Raw genomic sequence first — 18,169 nt, forward strand, 5'->3', positions numbered from 1 at the left:
CTCCGCCGCGTTGGTCCTCAAACGCCGGACGGGCTGACTTGTAGCCCGGCCGGCGCTTGAGGCCGAGCGGCGAAGCCGCGACAAGGGGGTCCGGGGGCGGAGCCCCCGAAGCGGGGTCCGGGGGCGCAGCCCCGGGAGACGGCGAGAGGGCGGGACCGGGGCACACCCCCTACCCCGAAGCCGCCAGATGCTCCACCAGCACCGCCCTCAACTCCCGCGCAGCCCGCGGCGGGGGGGGGGCCGTCCGATGCGCCACCGCAATAGTCCGCCGCATCCGCACCCCCTCGAACGGCGTGACCCGCAGCCCCGACCGGGCAGCCACCATCCCCGGCACCACAGCCGCCCCCAGCCCCGCCCGCACAAACCCGAGAACCGCGTCCATCTCCCCGCCCTCGACCGTGTAGGACGGCTCGAAACCCTCCGCCCGGCACGCGGCGATCGTCATCTCCCGCAGGTCGTACCCCCGCCGGAACATCACCATCGGCACCCCCCGCAACTCCTCGACCCGCATCCGCCCCCGCCGCGTCGGCGCCGCCACCGACGGCGAGGTCACCACGACCAGGTCCTCCTTCAGCAACTCCGTGGCGGTCAGCGCCGGCGCCCCCACCCCCAACGGCGTGATGATCAGCGCAAGATCGAGCCCGCCCCCGGCAAGCGACCGCACAAGATCCTGCGAACCGCCCTCGTCGACGAACAACTCGATCCCCGGATACCGCGCGTGATACGCACGCAGCACATCCGGCACGAGACTCGCGCAAAGACTCGGCGGCGCCCCCAGCCGCACACGCCCCCGCCGCAGCTGGGCCACCTCCTGCACCTCCCGCCGTGCGGTCTCCGCGTCGGCGAGGATGCGGCGGGCCAGCGGCAGCAGCGCCTCCCCCGCATCGGTCAGCGTGATGTTGCCCCGCGCCCGGTGGAACAGCTCGGCCCCCAACTCCCGCTCCAGCGCCCGGATCTGCTGCGAGAGCGACGGCTGGGAGACATGCAGTTCCTCCGCCGCACGCGTGAAGTGACGCACATCCGCGAGAGCGGCGAAATACCTCAGCTGCTGAAGCTGCAAAAGTTGCACACCACCACCATAGATAGGCATTGCCTATGGAAACCAGCCGCACCATGTCTTGGACGCATCACAGGTTCCCGACCTAGCGTCGGCGTCATGGCACTGGCGACGACGAAGACCCGGACGGACCGAGACCGCCCCCCGTCCCTCCTCGGCTCCGTGTGGCGATCGACCGTCGGCAAGAAGGCGGTCATGGCGGTCACCGGCGTGATCATGCTGGCGTACCTGGTCGCCCACTTGCTGGGCAACCTGAAGGTGTTCTTCGGGGCCGGGGAGTTCAACCACTACGCGCACTGGATCCGCACCATCGGCGAGCCGTTCCTGCACCGCGAGTGGTTCCTGTGGACCGCCCGCGCCGGGCTCACCGCATCTGTCGTCCTGCACGGCGTCTCCGCGTACCAGCTCAGCCGCCGCGACATCGCCGCGCGCCCCGCGAAGTACGTGCACAAGAAGCAGCGCGCCAGCTACGCCACCCGCACCATGCGCTGGGGAGGGGTGATCCTCGCGCTGTTCATCGTCTGGCACATCCTCGACCTGACGACGCTCACCGTGAACCCCCGCGCCCAGGAGGGCCACCCGTACGAGAACCTCGTCGCCTCCTTCGACCGCTGGTACGTCGACGTCTTCTACATCGCCGCGATGCTCGCCCTCGGCCTCCACATCCGCCACGGCTTCTGGAGCGCCGCCCAGACCCTGGGCGCCAACTCCCCCCGCCGCGACCGGCTGTTCAAGGTCATCGCCAACACCCTCGCAGCCGTACTGACCCTCGGCTTCATCTCCATCCCCATCGGCGTCATGACGGGAATCGTGAGCTGACACCATGACCGACTACACCCACTACACCACCGGCGAGCCGGTCACCGACACCAAGGCCCCCGACGGGCCCGTCGCCGAACGCTGGGACCGGCGCCGCTTCGAGGCGAAGCTCGTCAACCCGGCCAACCGCCGCAAGCACACCGTCATCGTCGTCGGCACCGGCCTGGCGGGCGGCGCCGCCGGGGCGACGCTCGCCGAACAGGGCTACCACGTCGTCCAGTTCTGCTACCAGGACTCGCCGCGCCGCGCGCACTCCATCGCCGCGCAGGGCGGCATCAACGCCGCCAAGAACTACCGCAACGACGGCGACTCCATCCACCGCCTCTTCTACGACACCGTCAAGGGCGGCGACTTCCGCGCCCGCGAGTCCAACGTCCACCGCCTCGCCCAGGTGTCCGTCGAGATCATCGACCAGTGCGTGGCCCAGGGCGTACCGTTCGCCCGCGAGTACGGCGGCCTGCTCGACACCCGCTCCTTCGGCGGCGTCCAGGTCTCGCGTACGTTCTACGCCCGCGGCCAGACGGGTCAGCAGCTCCTCCTCGGCGCCTACCAGGCACTCTCCCGCCAAACAGCCGCCGGGAACGTGGAGATGCACCCCCGCACCGAGATGCTCGACCTGATCGTCGTCGACGGCCGGGCCCGCGGCATCGTGGCCCGCGACCTGATCACGGGCGACGTCTCCACCCACTTCGCGGACGCCGTCGTCCTGGCCAGCGGCGGCTACGGCAACGTCTTCTACCTCTCCACCAACGCCAAGAACTCCAACGCGACGGCGATCTGGCGGGCCCACCGCCGGGGCGCGTACTTCGCCAACCCCTGCTTCACCCAGATCCACCCCACCTGCATCCCGCGCTCCGGCGACCACCAGTCCAAGCTGACGCTGATGAGCGAGTCGCTGCGCAACGACGGCCGCATCTGGGTGCCGAAGGCCCAGGGGGACACCCGCCCGCCGTCCCAGATCCCCGAAGCCGAACGCGACTACTACCTCGAGCGCATCTACCCCGCCTTCGGCAACCTCGTCCCCCGCGACATCGCCTCCCGCGCCGCGAAGAACGTCTGCGACGAGGGACGCGGCGTGGGCCCCGGCGGCCAGGGCGTCTACCTCGACTTCGCCGACGCCATCCGGCGGATGGGCCGCAAGGCCGTCGAGGAGAAGTACGGCAACCTCTTCGAGATGTACGAGCGGATCACGGCGGAGGATCCGTACCAAGTACCCATGCGCATCTACCCCGCCATCCACTACACGATGGGCGGCCTGTGGGTGGACTACGACCTCCAGACCACCGTCCCCGGCCTCTTCGCCATCGGCGAGGCCAACTTCTCCGACCACGGCGCCAACCGGCTCGGCGCCTCGGCCCTGATGCAGGGCCTGGCCGACGGCTACTTCGTCCTCCCCTCCACCATCAACGACTACCTCGCCCGCCACCCCCACGACGAGGTCCCGCCCGACCACCCGGCGGTCACCTCGACCGTCGACGAGGTCACCTCCCGCCTCACCCGCCTCCTGGCCGTGGACGGCGACCGCACCCCCGACTCCTTCCACCGCGAACTCGGCGAACTCCTCTGGGACGAATGCGGCATGGCCCGTACGGACGCGGGCCTGCGCAAGGCCCTGGACCGGATCCCCGCCCTCCGCGAGGAGTTCTGGCGCCGCATCAAGGTGCCGGGTACGGGCGAGGAGCTCAACCAGTCCCTGGAGAAGGCCAACCGCATCGTCGACTACCTCGAGCTCGCCGAACTCATGTGCCTGGACGCCCTCCACCGCACCGAGTCCTGCGGCGGCCACTTCCGCGAGGAGAGCCAGACACCGGAGGGCGAAGCCGCGCGCAAGGACGAGGAGTTCACGTACGCGGCCGCCTGGGAGTTCACGGGCACGGGCGCCGCCCCCGCCCTCCACAAGGAATCCCTGACCTTCGAATACGTCCACCCCACGACGCGGAGCTACGCGTGAACCTCACCCTGCGCATCTGGCGCCAGCGCAACGCCGACGAAGCGGGCGCCATGACCACGTACCACGTCACCGGGATCTCCGAGGACATGTCCTTCCTCGAGATGCTCGACCACCTCAACGAGGAGCTCATCCTCTCCGGCGAGGAGCCCGTCGCCTTCGACCACGACTGCCGTGAGGGCATCTGCGGCGCCTGCGGCATGGTCATCAACGGCCGCGCCCACGGCCCCGAACGGACCACCACCTGCCAGCTCCACATGCGCCACTTCCGCGACGGCGACACGATCGACGTCGAACCGTGGCGCGCCGCGGCCTTCCCCGTCGTCAAGGACCTGGTCGTCGACCGCTCCGCCTTCGACCGCATCATCGGCTCCGGCGGCTACGTCACCGCCCCCACCGGCTCCGCCCCCGAGGCCCACGCCACCCCCGTCCCGAAGCCCGCCGCCGACCTCGCCTTCGAGCACGCCGAGTGCATCGGCTGCGGTGCGTGCGTGGCCGCCTGCCCCAACGGCTCGGCGATGCTGTTCACTTCGGCGAAGGTCGTCCACCTCAACGTCCTGCCGCAGGGCGCCCCTGAGCGCGAGTCCCGCGTCCTCGGCATGGTCGACGCCATGGACGACCAGGGCTTCGGCGGCTGCACCAACACGGGCGAGTGCGCGGTGGCCTGCCCGAAGGGCATCCCGCTGACGTCGATCACGACGATGAACCGGGAGTACCTGCGGGCGACGGTGAAGGGCGGGCGCAAGCGGTAGCCGTGACCGGGCCGGCCGGGCGAGCGTTAAGGGAAACGTACTTCCCGGAAACGTACTTCCCTAAGCGCAAGGTGGCGCCGTGCCCCGGAAACCCTCACATCTGCCCAAGCCGGCCTACATGTTCGGCGACGGAGGAACGGGGAGAGGTGATCCTCGTGGACCTACGGCGGCTGTACGAAGGGGAGTGATGAAGGGAAGTAATGAAGGAGGTAACACGGCTACCTCCCCGGGTACTGTTGCCCGTAAGTGACAACGCCGCACACCACCATGACCAACCCCGCGATACCGATACCGGCAAACGACAGGATGCTCAGGATTCCCGCTCCGTCGGAGATGGCCACGGTGGCGCCGGCGAGTCCGGCGACAGCTCCCAATATGCCCATCACAAGGATTCTGCTGTTCACGACCGGTACGTTACCGGGCCAACCGGAGGCATCCCCTCCGGGAACCGGTCCGGCCGTTGGTCCGACTGCCTAGGTGATCTTTCATCAAGGGAGTTGTTTCGACGATGACTTCGAGCTCAGGCCCCACCCGCCGCAAGGTCCTCGGCACGGCAGCAACAGGCGCCCTCGGCGTGGGGCTGGCCGGCATCCCGGCCGCTGCCTCTGCCTCCGCCCAGCAGCGCGAGCGGGTACGGGTGGCCATCCTGCTCTACGACGGCTTCACCGCACTGGACGCCGTCGGCCCGTACGAGGCGCTGTGCCGGGTGCCGGGCGTGCGCGTGGTCACGGTCGGCCGCAAGGCCGGTCCCGTACGTACGGACACCGGGCAGTTGGCCCTCACCGCCGAGCGGGCCATGGCGGACGTGCCGCACGCGGACGTCCTCCTGATACCCGGCGGCGGCAACCGCGGCGTGATCGCGACGATGAACGACTCCGCCGTACTGGCCTGGGTGCGCCGCATTCACCAGCACTCGACATGGACCACGTCCGTCTGCACCGGCGCGCTCGTCCTCGGCTCCGCCGGCCTCCTGCGCGGCGTCCCGGCCACCACGTACTGGGCCTCACGGCCCTACCTCGCGGAGCACTTCGGCGCGGTCATCACGCCGGGCCGGTTCGTCGAATCGGGCAAGGTCATTACGGCGGGCGGGGTTTCGGCCGGTATCGACATGGGCCTGCACCTGGCCGCCCGCCTGTCGGACGACAAGGTCGGCGAGGCCATGCAACTCGCGCTCGAGTACGACCCGAAGCCGCCGTACGACACCGGCAGCCCCGAGAAGGCCGACGAGGCCACGAAGGCACTGGCCCTCAAGCTCGTGGCCGACGCGGCGGTCTGAGGAGCCGGCGCAGTGGGCGCGGAGGGCGACTTGCCCTCTACCGACCCAACACAAAGCCGACTACCACGGCCTTGTTGCACCGCAGGTAGCCCGCCCGGCAGCTCGCCGGCCAGGAACTCCTGCTCTCCGTTCGATCCTGCCGAAATCTATGCCTTACCCCGAACCGGGTGGTGCGGCCTCTTTTGAGGCCGCACCACCCATACCCTTGCGGTGCCGCATCAAAAGAGCGGGCGTCGAACACTGGAGGCACCACCTCATGCTGATCGCTCAGCGCCCGTCTCTCACCGAAGAGGTCGTCGACGCATACCGCTCCCGGTTCGTCATCGAGCCGCTGGAACCGGGCTTCGGCTACACCCTCGGCAACTCCCTGCGCCGCACCCTCCTGTCCTCGATCCCGGGTGCGGCGGTCACGTCGATCCGCATCGACGGTGTCCTGCACGAGTTCACCACCGTGCCCGGCGTCAAGGAGGACATCACCGACCTCATCCTCAACATCAAGCAGCTGATCGTCTCCTCCGAGCACGACGAGCCGGTCGTGATGTACCTGCGCAAGCAGGGCCCCGGCCTGGTCACCGCCGCCGACATCGCCCCGCCCGCCGGCGTCGAGGTCCACAACCCCGACCTGGCCCTGGCCACCGTCAACACCAAGGGCAAGCTGGAGATCGAGCTGACCGTCGAACGCGGTCGCGGCTACGTCTCCGCCGTCCAGAACACACAGCAGGGCCAGGAGATCGGCCGCGTCCCCATCGACTCCATCTACTCGCCGGTTCTCAAGGTCACCTACAAGGTCGAGGCGACCCGTGTCGAGCAGCGCACCGACTTCGACAAGCTGATCGTCGACGTCGAGACCAAGCAGGCCATGCACCCGCGCGACGCCATCGCCTCGGCCGGCAAGACCCTGGTCGAGCTCTTCGGGCTCGCCCGCGAACTCAACATCGACGCCGAAGGCATCGACATCGGCTCGTCCCCCACGGATGCCGCCCTCGCCTCCGACCTCGCGCTACCGATCGAGGATCTCGAGCTCACCGTCCGCTCGTACAACTGCCTGAAGCGTGAGGGCGTCCACTCGGTGGGTGAGCTCGTGGCCCGTTCGGAGGCGGATCTGCTCGACATCCGCAACTTCGGTACGAAGTCGATCGACGAGGTCAAGGCGAAGCTGGCCGGCATGGGCCTGACTTTCAAGGACAGCCCGCCTGGATTCGACCCCATTGCTGCCGCCGACGCCTATGGCGCCGGCGACGCCGCGGACGCCGCGGACGCCGCGGACGCCGGGTTCGTCGAGACCGAGCAGTACTGAGAGGGTGGTCCACGAGGTTCGGCGCCGGCGGGGCACGAGCCGGGGGCGAGTCGACGTTGGCGGATCCCGGCGTGACCGTTCAGAAACCTCGCCCCTGACCGTTCAGCAACCTCGACGGCGCATACTGGCCCCATATGACGAAACGACCCGCGCCCCAGCGCCACCTGTCCACGAGTCCCTTCAAGGCCCCGGCTGCTCCGCTGGCCAAACACTTCGCTCTAGGAGACCGGGTCTCACACGACCGGTACGGCCTGGGCAAGGTCATCGGTGTCGAGGGCGAGACTGCGATGCTCGTCAACTTCGGCTCGCACGAAGTCCGAATCGTCAGCCCGTACACGGGACTGCACAAGCTATGACCTCGTGAGCTGACCTGCCACCGATCAAAATTCGATGCGGCCGCGCAACCATCAGTGAGACGGGATGCCCGAGCCCAGGCAGCACCGGGCCTCCGGTGTCCCGTCTCCGATGGTCTGGTCCCCGCTTCGCCGCTGCACGGCTCATACGGCCACGGTGAGCGGTTTACATGGCGGGGGCTTTGCCGCTCACCCCCGTTTCGTCGTTGTGCACAAGCGAAGGGCGCGAGCTGGGCGGGGGCCGTGGGCGATCCGCCCGGCCGCGCATCAGCAGCCCCAGGTATCACTCCCGCTCCCGCCGCGGAGGGTGGCTGGCGAGTCGGGTACCGGTTTCCTCACGAAAACCGCCCTCAGTCGTGGGGAAAGCGGTACCCGGTTCGCCGTTCACCATCCGGGCTGTGGCGCACGGGACCCGTGAGGCGGACGAAGGTGACCACGCCGGTGGCGGTGACGGTGGAAGCCGGGCCGCGCCGAGCGGATGCCTCCCGCCACAGTGCTCCGTAACTCTCGAAACGGCGCAGGCCGCAGCCACAACCCTTGCCCATGCCGCACCAGCGCGCCCGGCCGCGTCCTGCCAGCCGGGGTCGTGTGCCGGACAGGACCCCGCGCAGGCGGGATGAACCGCCGACGCGCAGACGGTGGAATCCGTCGTGCGGGCGGGGCGGACGGTGTCACTGATGAAGAGCGACGCCTGTCAGGCCTTCTGGGGCCAGATCTCCGGAGGCCAGAACGGTGATCAAATCACCGCACAGGACGCCAAGTTGAACAAGTTCAGCGCACCCGTGCTTGCCAACTGCTCAACGACCCCGCGCAGCTCTGCACGGGCAGCCACTACTAGTCTTCGACCCCGGCAGGGGGCGTCACCTTCACCGGTGCGCCGAAGTCCTTCATCGTGACGATGTTGTGGCCTCCCGAGCCCCGCATGACCATCCACTGCTCGAGGCGGACCACACGGCCGGCCTTGTTGATCCACAGGTCGCAGTCGAGCTGGGTCATGCCCCGGGCCCGCAACTTGTCGTACATGGACGGGTCTGCCTTGCGGATCTGGTCCTGGGTGAGGGTGCCGGAGAGGCGGTAGGCGGCTTCACCGTTCTGGGGCTCGACTCCCTTGTGGGCCTTGGGGCCCAGGGCCAGCATCATCTGGATGTACTTGGTGAAGTCCTGAGCACCGGACCGCTCACTGCCGGTCGGGAGTTTCATCCACTCGCCGCCCTTCTTCCGGCCGTAGCCGGCCTCGGGCGTGAGCACCATCTCCATGTCCATGGCCTGGGCGGCCGGTACGAGTGGCGAGGTGCGCATGCGCATCGTGCCGCCCGTCGGGGCGTTGAGGTTGACGCGGCCCGACATGGTCAGCAGCAACCGCGAGCCGGCGAAGGTCTGGGCCTCCATCTGCGCGGAGTACGGCGCGGGGTCGGCCTTCTTGACTGCCGCCGCGACGTCGAAGGAGTCGGCGGAGGCGGAAGCGGACGGGCTCTTCGCGGACGACGTCGCCGGTGCCGAGTCGTCCGATCCGCCCCCGCAGCCGCCGAGAACGAGGGCGGCTGCGGCCGTGGCCACGGCTATGACACCGGCGCGTCGCGTGCGCATGCACAGGCTTCTTTCAAGAGAAGGTCAAGGACGCGTCATCTTCGCCTGAAGTAGGTGGGCCTTGCAAGTAGATCTTTGGGCTCTCAGCGCGCCCCGAAGTCCTGCGTCCAACGCGGGCCGCCCGGCGCGTGGTTGATGCCGACGCCGAGCTCCTTGAAGCCGCAGTTGAGGATGTTCGCCCGGTGGCCGGAGCTGTGCATCCACGCGTCCATGACCGCGGCGGCGTCCTGCTGGCCGTAGGCGATGTTCTCGCCGTAGGTGCTCCACTGGTACCCGGCGGCGGTGATGCGCTCGCCCGGGCCCTGGCCGTCGGGGTTGGTGTGGTCGAAGAAGTTGCGGGCGGCCATGTCGTCGGAGTGGCGCTGGGCGGCGGAGGCCAGCTGGGGGTTGGAACGGACCGGCGAGCAACCGGCCTTCGCGCGCTCGGCGTTGACCAGGGCGATGACCTGCGAGGCGACCGAGCCGCTCGCGTCCTCGACGGTCGGGGCCGGGGGCTTCGGGACGGGACGGTCCGCCGTGGGGGTGGGCTTGGACTTCGGCGGGGCGGCGGTCGTCGCGCTGGGCTCGGGGGTCGGCGAGGACGTGGAACGGGTCGGGGTCGGCGTGGGCGTGCCGCGGTGTGTGGCGGAGGCGGAGGCGGACGGGCTCGGGGACAGCGGCGACGGGGCGTCGGCGCCGAGGGCGCGCACCTGGCTCGGTGCGGAGTCGGCCTGGATGTGGGCGGCGTCGTCCGGGGTGTCGGTGAAGAGGTACGTACCGCCCACTATGCCGCCCGCCGTGAGGGCGAGCGCCGCCGCGCCGACGGCGACCGTCCGGCCCGCGGTGCGGGGGCGGCGGCGGTGGCCCGCGCGGTGCGTACGCGCCGGAGCCGGGGCGGAGGCAGCCGGGGTCGAGGCCGCCACCGGCTCCGTGTTCAGGACCGTCGAGCCGCGCCACCAGTCCAGCAGCGCGCCCGTCACCGGCACCAGGCCGAAGCCGACGAGCAGCCCCTCGGCCGGGACCAGCGCCGACCACGCGCCCCCGCACTGCGCGCAGCCGCGCGCGTGGCGCGCGATGCGCTTGCGCCACAGGGCGGAGGGGATGCCGTCCCAGGGGGCGAGCAGAACGGTGAGCTCGCCGCAGCGCGGGTGCGCGGCGAGGGCGCGGACGACCCCGCGGGCGGTGTCGAGGAGGGCCTTGGTGCGCTGGACGCGTACCGCCGCGTGCTGCGGGGACAGTTCCAGCGCGGCGGCCACCTCGGTGCGGGTCAGTTCGCCGGCGGCCTCGAGCCACCACAGGGAGAGGACCTCGCGCTCGCCGGCGTCGAGCCAGCGGGTGGCCTCCACGACCTCCTTGCGCTGGCCCTCGAGGCCGAGGCGGACGATGGTGAGGGAGACGAAGTCGGCGGACGGGTCGGCGACTTCACCCACTTCCTGCAGGCCGCTGGTGCCCGGGTTCTGCGTCCGCCAGTGGTCGCGTATCTGGTTCATGGTGATGGCGACGAGCCAGGAGCGGAAGCGCTCCGGGTCGCGCAGCTCGTCGAGCCCGTTGACGACGCGGAGCATCGTCTCCTGGACGACGTCGTCGACGTCCGCGTGACCGCCGAGGGCCCGTCCGACGATGTTGTAGACGAGCGGCAGGCAGGCGGCGACGAGCTCGTCCTGTGCCGCCGTGTCCCCGGCCCGTGCCGCCTCGACCATGGCCGCGTTCGTGCTCTCCACGTCCCGTCCGCCTTTCTGCATGCGTGTCCGACACCTATGGAGATGCGGGGCGGACCCTCGGATAACAAAAACTGGAAGATAATTTCGACGGCCCTGTGTTCAGGGATCCGAGGACGATACATCGGGGGAAAGCGCATGCGAAGGGCCGCCATGGCCGTCACCGTTTCGGGACTGCTGGCGGTGACGCTGGCCGGATGCGGTGGCCACGGCCGCAAGCCGCGGTCGGAGCGGGAGACGGCGACCGCCTATGTGGCGGCGCTCAATGCCCGCGATGTGAGGGGCCTGGAGAAGCTGGCGCCGCCCAAGCGCTCAGGGGTGGCGGAGGATGCGCGGAAGCTCATCGCCGGCAAGGGCGGCCGGGGGCTGAAGGTCAGGGAGGTGGATGTCCCGTCCGCCTCCGGTACCGGCACCGCCACCGTGACGGTCGTGGCCACGGACCTCAGAGGGAGCGCCCAGCGCGAATTCGTGGCGCTCGTCCGCGAAGGGAAGACGTGGTGCGTGGCGCTGGGGCACAAGCGGAGGCCGCCGCACAGGACGGTGACCCACCATGTGGTCAAGAAGCCCTCGCCTAAGCGCCCGCAGCACCGGTCCCACCGGTGACCACCGGTTCCACCGGTTCCATGAACTCCCGTACCCAGCCCGGCGTCGCCGTGTCCGCGAACCGCGCCGCCTCGTCCGCCGCCATGTCGCGGATGTGGTGGCCGTCCGCGCCGCGGGCGACGGCGACGGCCGCCGTCGCGGTGACCACACCGGCCCGGCGCGAGAACGGCGATTCGGTGAACGTCCAGGCCACCACGGCGGACCGGTCCAGGGTCACCGTCTGCCGCCACAGGCTGCCGGAGCGGATCACGAGCCACCGGCCCCGCACCGCGTGCCCGAGGGCACGGTAGGCGCTGCCCGCGAGGACGTACGCGGCGGGCACGGCCAACAGCAGCCAGCCGAGCGCGCAGTAGAGCAGTACGGGGGTGAGCAGGGCGCCGAGGATGGTCAGGGTGACCGTCACCGGCAGGACGACCCAGGTCAGGACGCGGACGACGCGCCGGCGCAGGGCGACGCGGGGGTGCGGGCGCAAGTGCTCGGTGTCGACCTGCTCGCCGAGCACCCCGGCCCGTACGCGCAGTGCCTCCGCGCGCGGGGCGGGCGGGAGGAGGATGCTGCGCTTCTGGTTCTCCTCGCGGTTGCCGAGACCGCCGGCGATGGCGTGGACGGTCGCACCGCCGCCGGTGCGCAGCAGGATCGGTTCGCAGACCTTGACGCCGCGCAGGCGGGCGCGCTCGATCGAGACGGAGCGGGTGGTGAACATGCCGCGGCGGACGCGCAGGGTGGTGGCGTCGCTCCATTCCAGGCGGTAGCGCCACCAGTTCTCGGCGTAGAGGACGACGGCGCCGACCGAGCCGATGACGGCGACGGCGAGGACGGACAGCGGGATGGTCAGCCACAGCGCGCTGTTGCCGAACTCGTCGAAGGAGCGGCGGACGAAGCCGATGCGCCAGGGCTCGATGCCGATGCGGTCGATCACCTTCCACGCCGAGCCGGCGACGGCGAGGACGCCGCCGAAGATCCAGAAGGTGAGCGGTGCGTAACGCAGCCAGCTCGGATGGCCGGTGGAGAGGACGGGGTCGTCCTGGATGTCCACTCCCCCTGCGCGGGCGAGGAGTTCGCCCTGGAGGCGTTCGGCGTCGGCGCGGGAGAGGGTCTCGAGGGTGAGCCCCTTGCCGTGACCTGCCGTGCCGGCGCGCAGGACAACGAGGCCCAGTACGCGCTGCACGGGGTTGGCGGTCAGGTCGACGGTGCGGATGCGGTGCAGGGGTATGGCGCGGACGTGCCGGGTGAGCAGGCCCGTACGCACCTCCAGCGCGTCCGCGGTGACGCGGAAGCGGGTGCGGCGCCAAGTGGCCGCGCCGGTCAGGGTGATGACCGTGAAGGCGGCGGTGATCAAGGCCAGGGTGATCCAGGCGCGCGAGTCCAGGCGGCCGCCGGTGGCCAGCACGGTGAGGGCGAGCGAGCCGAGGGGTGCGGCCATCCAGGAGCAATGGACCAGCAGCGTACGGGGGTTGAGGGTGCGCCACTCGGCGCGGTGCGCGCTCATGCCGCGTCCTCGCGGACGAGCCGGGCCGCCTCGCCGATGCGCTCCGCCATGCGGCGGGCGTCGGCGTCCGCCAGGCCCGCGATCTTCACGGCACCGGCGGTGGAGGCCGTGGTGACGGTGACCGTGGAGAGTCCGTACCGCCGCTGGAGCGGGCCGCGCACCGTGTCGACGGTCTGGACGCGGGAGAGCGGGGCGATGCGGCGCTGCTGCCAGAGCCAGCCGCTCGCGGTGTAGACGGCGGACTCCCCCACCTCCCAGGCGTGGACGCGGCACCGCAGGGAGGGCATGACCAGCAGGTAGAGCAGTGCGGGCAGCACCAGGACGACGATCGTCAGCGGGGCGAGCCAGGGCAGGGCGCCGGGGAAGAAGAGGGCGGAGAGGATGAGCAGTGCGGCTGCCAGGAGGAGGAGCGGGCCGCTGAGTGCGAGGAGTGCCTGTACGGTCCACCAGCGGCGCGCGCGGGGGTCGACCCGGTTGCGTGGTGGACGGAGCTGGAGCGTCATGGTGTGCCCCCCGGGAGTTTTCCAAGTCAGATGTATTGCTGTGGGTAAGGTATAGCAATACCGTTGACTTGGAAAAGGGAGAGGCTGCGCCACCGTGCCGAAGCGCGTCAACCATGAAGAACGCCGCCGCCGGATCGCCGGAGCGTTGTGGCGGCTCGCCAGCACGCGTGGGCTGGAGAGCGCGACCCTGCGCGACGTCGCGGCCGAAGCGGGCATCTCGCTGGGGCAGTTGCAGCACTACTTCTCCAGCAAGGAGGAGATGCTGGCCTTCGCGCTCGAGTACTTCAGCGAGATGTCGGGGGAACGGATCCGGGGGCGGGTCATGGAGCGGCACGCGGAGCCGACCCCGCGGGCGGTGCTGTACGAGATCGCCGCGGAGCTGATTCCGCTGGAACCGGAGCAGCGGGTCGGGATGCGGGTGCAGCTCGGCTACTTCGTGCGGGCGCTGCACGACGAGCGGGTGCGCCCGCATGCGGAGCGCGGGGCGCGGGCGTTGCGGGAGGTTGTGGCGGGGCAGGTGCGGGCTGGAGTGGAGCGGGGGGAGATCAGGGGCGGGGTCGACCCCGATGTGGAGGCGATCGTGTTGATCGCGCTGGCGGATGGGCTGGCGAGTGCGGTGCTGCTGGACACGCTGGGGGGTGAGGAGGCGATGAAGTTGGTGGAGACGCACCTTGACCGGCTGTTCGCGCCACCCAGCCCGTCCGGGGGTACCCCCTCTGGGGGAGATTGAGGACAACCGCGCGAAGCGCGGTTTCGGGGCCCGGGGGTTGCCCCCGGGCCCGGACTACGGCCTCCGTGCCGCGCGGTTGCGGCCGCCCGGGCCCGGGGAGAGGGCCGCGGCCAGTTCGTCCAGGGCCTCGACCAGGAGTTCCGCACCACGCACCCCCACCCCCGTGTCCCCCTCCTTCGCGGACCAGACCGCGACCGCCTCGCGGGGGCCGGACCAGTCCAGGGCCCCGCGTTCCCGTACCGCGGTCACCGCGCCCGGCAGCGCGGCACGCAGGGCCTCCGCGAACTGCTCGGCCCCCCGCGACGGTTCGGCCTGCTGGTCCGGGAGGTGGCCCTCCATGAGCAGGGCCACCCGGCCCATCGTGGTGAGCGCGGCCTCCGCCGAGCGCTCCGCGGTGCGGGAGATGCCCCGGTGGCGTACGGGTTCCTTGAGGGCACGCTCGGCGGCCTCCTCCCACTCGAACCGCGTCGCCCGCGCGTCGAGCAGCGCATCGCGCACGCGGCGCGTCCTGCGGTCGCCGGGCCGGGCGTAGACGTCGAGGATGGCGAGCGTGTACTGGCCGTTGGCGGCCAGCCAGTCGGCCAGCCGGTCGCGCAGCTTGGCCGTTTCCCAGAGCGGGAAGAGCACGTACGCGGCCATGGCGAGCAGCCCGCCCAGCAGGGTCAGCGCCACGCGGGCCTGCACGGTCTGCGACCAGCCCTCGCCCACCATGCCGAGCAGGAAGACGACGTACGCGCCGATACACGCCGACACCACCATGTAACCGGCGCCCAGCAGCAGGTACATCAGTCCGACGCAGGCCACGGCGAGGGCCGCGCACACATACACGTCGGGGTGGACCAGCGCCGACAGCACGGCGCCGATGAGCACGCCGACCACCGTGCCGGTGAAGCGGGCGACGCCGCGCGAGTACGTCTGGCCGAAGTCGGGCCGCAGCACCATCACGGAGGCCATCGGCACCCAGTAGCCGTGGCCGAGCGGCAGCACGGTGCCGAGGACGTAGCCGATCGAGGTGACCGCCGAGACCCGTACCGCGTGCCGGCCGATCGGCGACGACCAGCGTGCCTCGCGGCGCAGCGCCCGCAGGGCGACGGGGACGAGGCGGGGCACGGTGGGCCGCAGCAGATGCCGGTACCCGACGTCGCGGCGGACGGGGCGCGACGGATTGTCGCTCTGCTCCACCACGTCGCCGAGGAGCGCGATCAGCCGGTACGCGGAGCGGCGGGCCGCGCCGTGGAGCATCGGCCCGGACTCGGGGACCTGGAGCACGGCCAGCGCCTCGGCCGGCAGCCGTACCGGCTTGCCCCAGCGGATCGCGCGGGCGACGGCGTCCAGTACGACGGCGGTGGCGCCGAGCAGGTCCCGTACCCGGTCCCGCTCGGGGCCCTCGGCGGGCGCGCCGACGACCGGGTCGGCGAGCGCGGCCAGGACGGGGCGCAGCCGCTCGGCGACGCCGCGCGGGCCGGCCAGCTGCCGCGGGCGGCTGCGGGCCTGACGCGGGGTGAGCTCGGCGGCGGCGCGGGCCTCCATCAGCGGGTGCGGGTCGAAGGAGGCCGTCGGGTCGTGGCGCAGCCGACGCGCGTAGTCGGCCTCGGCGGCCAACGCGTCCGCGAGCGCGTCGCGTTGCAGGCCCCACGGTCTGACGGGGAAGAGGACGACGAGCAGCGCCTGGACCACACCGCCGACGATGATCAGCGCGGCGTGCTGGGCCGCGCCCGCGACGGAGGTCGGCAGGGTGACGGTGACGAGCATGACCGCGATGGTCTGCGTGGCGACCAGGCCCGAGACCGGGCCGATCGCCCACGCCATGCCGGCCAGCAGCGTCCACACCGCCAGCAGCAGTACGAACAGCACATGGCTGAAGGCCGCGAGGTAGCCGAGGAAGGTGCTGACACCCAGTCCGGCGGCCACCCCCAGTGCCAGTACGGGGCGCGGGCGCCAGCTGCGCTGGAGGGCGGCGAGCCCGGCGGCGAACGCGCCGAACGCGGACGAGACCGCGAGCCCCGGGCTCTCGAACGCCGTGAGGAGGCCGATGACGAGAGCGACACCGCAGGTGCTGCGCAGGGCGACCAGTGGCTCGAATGTGCCGCGTTCGATGGTCAGCCCGGCGCGCACCGTGTCCTTCAAGGCGCTTGACCAGGTCATGGCCTGAGCTTACGTTCCCGGAGTGCGGGGCTCCGATCGTCGGCGTTCGCTAGCTGTGGCTGGGGAAGCCCAGGTCCACGCCTCCGTCGGACGGGTCGGGCCAGCGGGTGGTGACGACCTTGCCGCGGGTGTAGAAGTGGACGCCGTCGTTGCCGTAGATGTGGTGGTCGCCGAAGAGGGAGTCCTTCCAGCCACCGAAGGAGTGGTAGCCGACGGGCACCGGGATCGGGACGTTGACGCCCACCATGCCCGCCTGCACCTCGAGTTGGAAGCGCCGGGCCGCGCCCCCGTCGCGGGTGAAGACGGCGGTGCCGTTGCCCCAGGGCGAGGCGTTGATCAGGGCCACGCCCTCCTCGTACGTCTCCGCGCGGACCACGCACAGCACCGGCCCGAAGATCTCGTCCCGGTACGCGTCCATCCCCGGGGTGACCTTGTCGAGCAACGAGAGCCCCATCCAATGGCCGTCCTCGTACCCCTCGACCGTGAAGTCGGTGCCGTCGAGCACGACGTCCGCGCCCTGGGCCGCGGCGCCGTGCACATAGGAGGCGACCTTGTCGCGATGCTCCCGCGTGATCAGCGGGCCCATCTCGGACGCGGGGTCGTCACCCGGGCCGATCTTGATCTTCTCGGCCCGGTCGCGGATCTTCGCCACCAGCGCGTCGCCGGTGTCGCCGACGGCGACGACCGCGGAGATCGCCATGCAGCGCTCGCCCGCCGAGCCGTAGGCCGCCGAGACGGCGGCGTCCGCGGCGGCGTCGAGATCGGCGTCGGGCAGCACGAGCATGTGGTTCTTCGCGCCGCCGAGCGCCTGGACGCGCTTGCCGTGGGCGGAGGCGGTGCTGTGGATGTGACGGGCGATCGGGGTCGAGCCGACGAAGGAGACGGCCGCGACGTCCGGGTGCACGAGGAGGCGGTCGACGGCGACGCGGTCGCCGTTGACGACGTTGAGGACGCCGTCCGGCAGACCGGCCTCGGCGGCCAGCTCGGCGAGGCGGATCGCGGGCGAGGGGTCCTTCTCGCTCGGCTTGAGCACAAATGTGTTGCCGCAGGCGATGGCGAGCGGGAACATCCACATCGGCACCATGGCCGGGAAGTTGAAGGGCGTGATGCCCGCGACCACGCCGAGCGGCTGCCGGATCGCGGCGACGTCCACCCGGTGGGAGACCTGCGTGGACAGCTCGCCCTTGAGCTGGGTGGTGATGCCGCAGGCGAGTTCGACGATCTCCAGGCCACGGGCGACCTCGCCGAGGGCGTCGGCGTGCACCTTGCCGTGCTCGGCGGTGATCAGGCGGGCGATCTCCTCGCGGTGCGCGTCGAGCAGCGCGCGGTACGCGAAGAGGACTTTGGTGCGGGTCGCGAGCGAGGAGGTGCCCCAGCTCGCGAACGCGGCCTTCGCCGCGGCCACGGCGGCATCCACCTCGGCGGTCGAGGCGAACGCGACCTGCGTCGTGACCTCGCCGGTCGCGGGATCGGTGACCGGCCCGTAGGTGCCGGAGGTGCCGTCGACGGCCTTGCCGCCGATCCAGTGGTTGACGGTCTTCATCGTCTGCGGCCTCTCTGGGGTGGTGGCGACGGGCACATCCCACCATGCCGGTGGCGCGGGCGCGCCCGGCAGTGTGTCGGCTGTTTCGGGGGTCGGGTGGACACGTGTGGGGGTGTGGGGTGGGGGATGTTGCCCCTGCCCCGCCCTTTCACCGTTTCCTCCGGGGCAAGCCCCGGGCCCCGAACCGCGCTCCGCGCGGTATCCGGGGGCTTCGCCCCCCTGACCCCCGCAACGCGGCTTCGCCGCTCGTCCTCAATCGCCGGACGGGCTGACTTGTAGCCCGTCCGGCGATTGAGGACAACCGCGCGGAGCGCGGTTTCAGGGGCCCGGGGGCTTGCCCCCAGAGGAAACAGTGAAAGGGCGGGGCAGG

Annotated in this window: 16 protein-coding genes; 8 read left to right on the plus strand and 8 right to left on the minus strand. The window is 71.1% G+C overall.

Annotation, left to right across the window (positions count from 1 at the left end; translation table 11 throughout):
- Window positions 1-169 precede the first annotated feature (169 nt).
- A complete protein-coding gene (locus ACV530_RS35985; RefSeq protein WP_494336954.1) occupies window positions 170-1,060 on the minus strand; it encodes a LysR family transcriptional regulator in 891 nt (296 codons plus the stop codon).
- 96 nt (window positions 1,061-1,156) lie between these two features.
- On the opposite strand from ACV530_RS35985, the gene ACV530_RS35990 reads away from it, so the two are divergent.
- Genes ACV530_RS35990 through ACV530_RS36000 form a run of 3 tightly spaced genes read left to right on the plus strand, consistent with a single transcriptional unit; the run spans window position 1,157 to window position 4,576 of the window.
- Window positions 1,157-1,876, plus strand: a complete 720-nt coding sequence (locus ACV530_RS35990; RefSeq protein WP_494336940.1) for a succinate dehydrogenase cytochrome b subunit — start codon at window positions 1,157-1,159, stop codon at window positions 1,874-1,876.
- Window positions 1,877-1,880: 4 nt separating this feature from the next.
- Window positions 1,881-3,827: a fumarate reductase/succinate dehydrogenase flavoprotein subunit gene (locus ACV530_RS35995; protein ID WP_494336941.1), complete on the plus strand. Its 1,947-nt coding sequence runs from the start codon at window positions 1,881-1,883 to the stop codon at window positions 3,825-3,827.
- A complete protein-coding gene (locus ACV530_RS36000) occupies window positions 3,824-4,576 on the plus strand; it encodes a succinate dehydrogenase/fumarate reductase iron-sulfur subunit (RefSeq protein WP_494336942.1) in 753 nt (250 codons plus the stop codon). Before ACV530_RS35995 ends, ACV530_RS36000 begins: the two co-directional genes overlap by 4 nt.
- 218 nt (window positions 4,577-4,794) lie before the next feature.
- Here ACV530_RS36000 and ACV530_RS36005 read toward each other — a convergent pair whose 3' ends face one another.
- Entirely contained in the window at window positions 4,795-4,980 is a 186-nt protein-coding gene (locus ACV530_RS36005) for a hypothetical protein (protein WP_494336943.1), read from the minus strand.
- Window positions 4,981-5,084: 104 nt separating this feature from the next.
- On the opposite strand from ACV530_RS36005, the gene ACV530_RS36010 reads away from it, so the two are divergent.
- The 3 genes from ACV530_RS36010 (at window position 5,085) to ACV530_RS36020 (ending at window position 7,505) form a co-directional block, all read left to right on the plus strand.
- A complete protein-coding gene (locus ACV530_RS36010; protein ID WP_494336944.1) occupies window positions 5,085-5,852 on the plus strand; it encodes a DJ-1/PfpI family protein in 768 nt (255 codons plus the stop codon).
- Between the two features lie 256 nt (window positions 5,853-6,108).
- A complete protein-coding gene (locus tag ACV530_RS36015; protein ID WP_494336945.1) occupies window positions 6,109-7,149 on the plus strand; it encodes a DNA-directed RNA polymerase subunit alpha in 1,041 nt (346 codons plus the stop codon).
- A gap of 134 nt (window positions 7,150-7,283) precedes the next feature.
- Window positions 7,284-7,505 carry a hypothetical protein gene (locus tag ACV530_RS36020; protein ID WP_494336946.1) on the plus strand — a complete coding sequence of 74 codons (222 nt, stop codon included), beginning with the start codon at window positions 7,284-7,286 and terminating at the stop codon, window positions 7,503-7,505.
- A gap of 831 nt (window positions 7,506-8,336) precedes the next feature.
- Here the strand turns inward: ACV530_RS36020 and ACV530_RS36025 are convergent.
- The gene (locus tag ACV530_RS36025) at window positions 8,337-9,089 is read right to left on the minus strand and encodes an SCO4651 family lipoprotein (protein WP_494336947.1); all 753 of its coding nucleotides are present in this window, start codon (window positions 9,087-9,089) and stop codon (window positions 8,337-8,339) included.
- Window positions 9,090-9,172: 83 nt separating this feature from the next.
- Window positions 9,173-10,768: a sigma-70 family RNA polymerase sigma factor gene (locus ACV530_RS36030; RefSeq protein WP_494336955.1), complete on the minus strand. Its 1,596-nt coding sequence runs from the start codon at window positions 10,766-10,768 to the stop codon at window positions 9,173-9,175.
- 156 nt (window positions 10,769-10,924) lie between these two features.
- On the opposite strand from ACV530_RS36030, the gene ACV530_RS36035 reads away from it, so the two are divergent.
- Window positions 10,925-11,389: a nuclear transport factor 2 family protein gene (locus ACV530_RS36035; RefSeq protein WP_494336948.1), complete on the plus strand. Its 465-nt coding sequence runs from the start codon at window positions 10,925-10,927 to the stop codon at window positions 11,387-11,389.
- Here the strand turns inward: ACV530_RS36035 and ACV530_RS36040 are convergent.
- Together ACV530_RS36040 and ACV530_RS36045 are read right to left on the minus strand one after the other, a co-directional pair.
- Window positions 11,358-12,878 carry a PH domain-containing protein gene (locus ACV530_RS36040; protein ID WP_494336949.1) on the minus strand — a complete coding sequence of 507 codons (1,521 nt, stop codon included), beginning with the start codon at window positions 12,876-12,878 and terminating at the stop codon, window positions 11,358-11,360. The two genes, ACV530_RS36035 and ACV530_RS36040, sit on opposite strands and share 32 nt — an antisense overlap.
- The gene (locus ACV530_RS36045; protein ID WP_494336950.1) at window positions 12,875-13,381 is read right to left on the minus strand and encodes a PH domain-containing protein; all 507 of its coding nucleotides are present in this window, start codon (window positions 13,379-13,381) and stop codon (window positions 12,875-12,877) included. Before ACV530_RS36045 ends, ACV530_RS36040 begins: the two co-directional genes overlap by 4 nt.
- Before the next feature lie 94 nt (window positions 13,382-13,475).
- Between ACV530_RS36045 and ACV530_RS36050 the strand changes: the two genes are divergently transcribed.
- Window positions 13,476-14,111: a TetR/AcrR family transcriptional regulator gene (locus ACV530_RS36050; RefSeq protein WP_494336951.1), complete on the plus strand. Its 636-nt coding sequence runs from the start codon at window positions 13,476-13,478 to the stop codon at window positions 14,109-14,111.
- A 54-nt stretch (window positions 14,112-14,165) separates the two neighbouring features.
- Here the strand turns inward: ACV530_RS36050 and ACV530_RS36055 are convergent, their stop codons facing one another.
- Together ACV530_RS36055 and ACV530_RS36060 are read right to left on the minus strand one after the other, a co-directional pair.
- On the minus strand, window positions 14,166-16,256 hold the full coding sequence (locus ACV530_RS36055; RefSeq protein ID WP_494336952.1) for an FUSC family protein: 2,091 nt from the start codon (window positions 16,254-16,256) through the stop codon (window positions 14,166-14,168).
- Between the two features lie 49 nt (window positions 16,257-16,305).
- A complete protein-coding gene (locus tag ACV530_RS36060; RefSeq protein WP_494336953.1) occupies window positions 16,306-17,799 on the minus strand; it encodes a CoA-acylating methylmalonate-semialdehyde dehydrogenase in 1,494 nt (497 codons plus the stop codon).
- Window positions 17,800-18,169 lie beyond the last annotated feature (370 nt).

The sequence above is a fragment of the Streptomyces sp. SX-6 genome (assembly GCF_059089585.1).

Bases quoted from the DNA above. Each gene is read 5' to 3' on its own strand.
- ACV530_RS35990 (WP_494336940.1), top strand. From the start codon at position 1,157: ATGGCACTGGCGACGACGAAGACCCGGACGGACCGAGACCGCCCCCCG.
- ACV530_RS35995 (WP_494336941.1), top strand. From the start codon at position 1,881: ATGACCGACTACACCCACTACACCACCGGCGAGCCGGTCACCGACACC.
- ACV530_RS36010 (WP_494336944.1), top strand. From the start codon at position 5,085: ATGACTTCGAGCTCAGGCCCCACCCGCCGCAAGGTCCTCGGCACGGCA.
- ACV530_RS36015 (WP_494336945.1), top strand. From the start codon at position 6,109: ATGCTGATCGCTCAGCGCCCGTCTCTCACCGAAGAGGTCGTCGACGCA.
- ACV530_RS36020 (WP_494336946.1), top strand. From the start codon at position 7,284: ATGACGAAACGACCCGCGCCCCAGCGCCACCTGTCCACGAGTCCCTTC.
- ACV530_RS36025 (WP_494336947.1), bottom strand. From the start codon at position 9,089: ATGCGCACGCGACGCGCCGGTGTCATAGCCGTGGCCACGGCCGCAGCC.
- ACV530_RS36030 (WP_494336955.1), bottom strand. From the start codon at position 10,768: ATGGTCGAGGCGGCACGGGCCGGGGACACGGCGGCACAGGACGAGCTC.
- ACV530_RS36035 (WP_494336948.1), top strand. From the start codon at position 10,925: ATGCGAAGGGCCGCCATGGCCGTCACCGTTTCGGGACTGCTGGCGGTG.
- ACV530_RS36040 (WP_494336949.1), bottom strand. From the start codon at position 12,878: ATGAGCGCGCACCGCGCCGAGTGGCGCACCCTCAACCCCCGTACGCTG.
- ACV530_RS36045 (WP_494336950.1), bottom strand. From the start codon at position 13,381: ATGACGCTCCAGCTCCGTCCACCACGCAACCGGGTCGACCCCCGCGCG.
- ACV530_RS36055 (WP_494336952.1), bottom strand. From the start codon at position 16,256: ATGACCTGGTCAAGCGCCTTGAAGGACACGGTGCGCGCCGGGCTGACC.
- ACV530_RS36060 (WP_494336953.1), bottom strand. From the start codon at position 17,799: ATGAAGACCGTCAACCACTGGATCGGCGGCAAGGCCGTCGACGGCACC.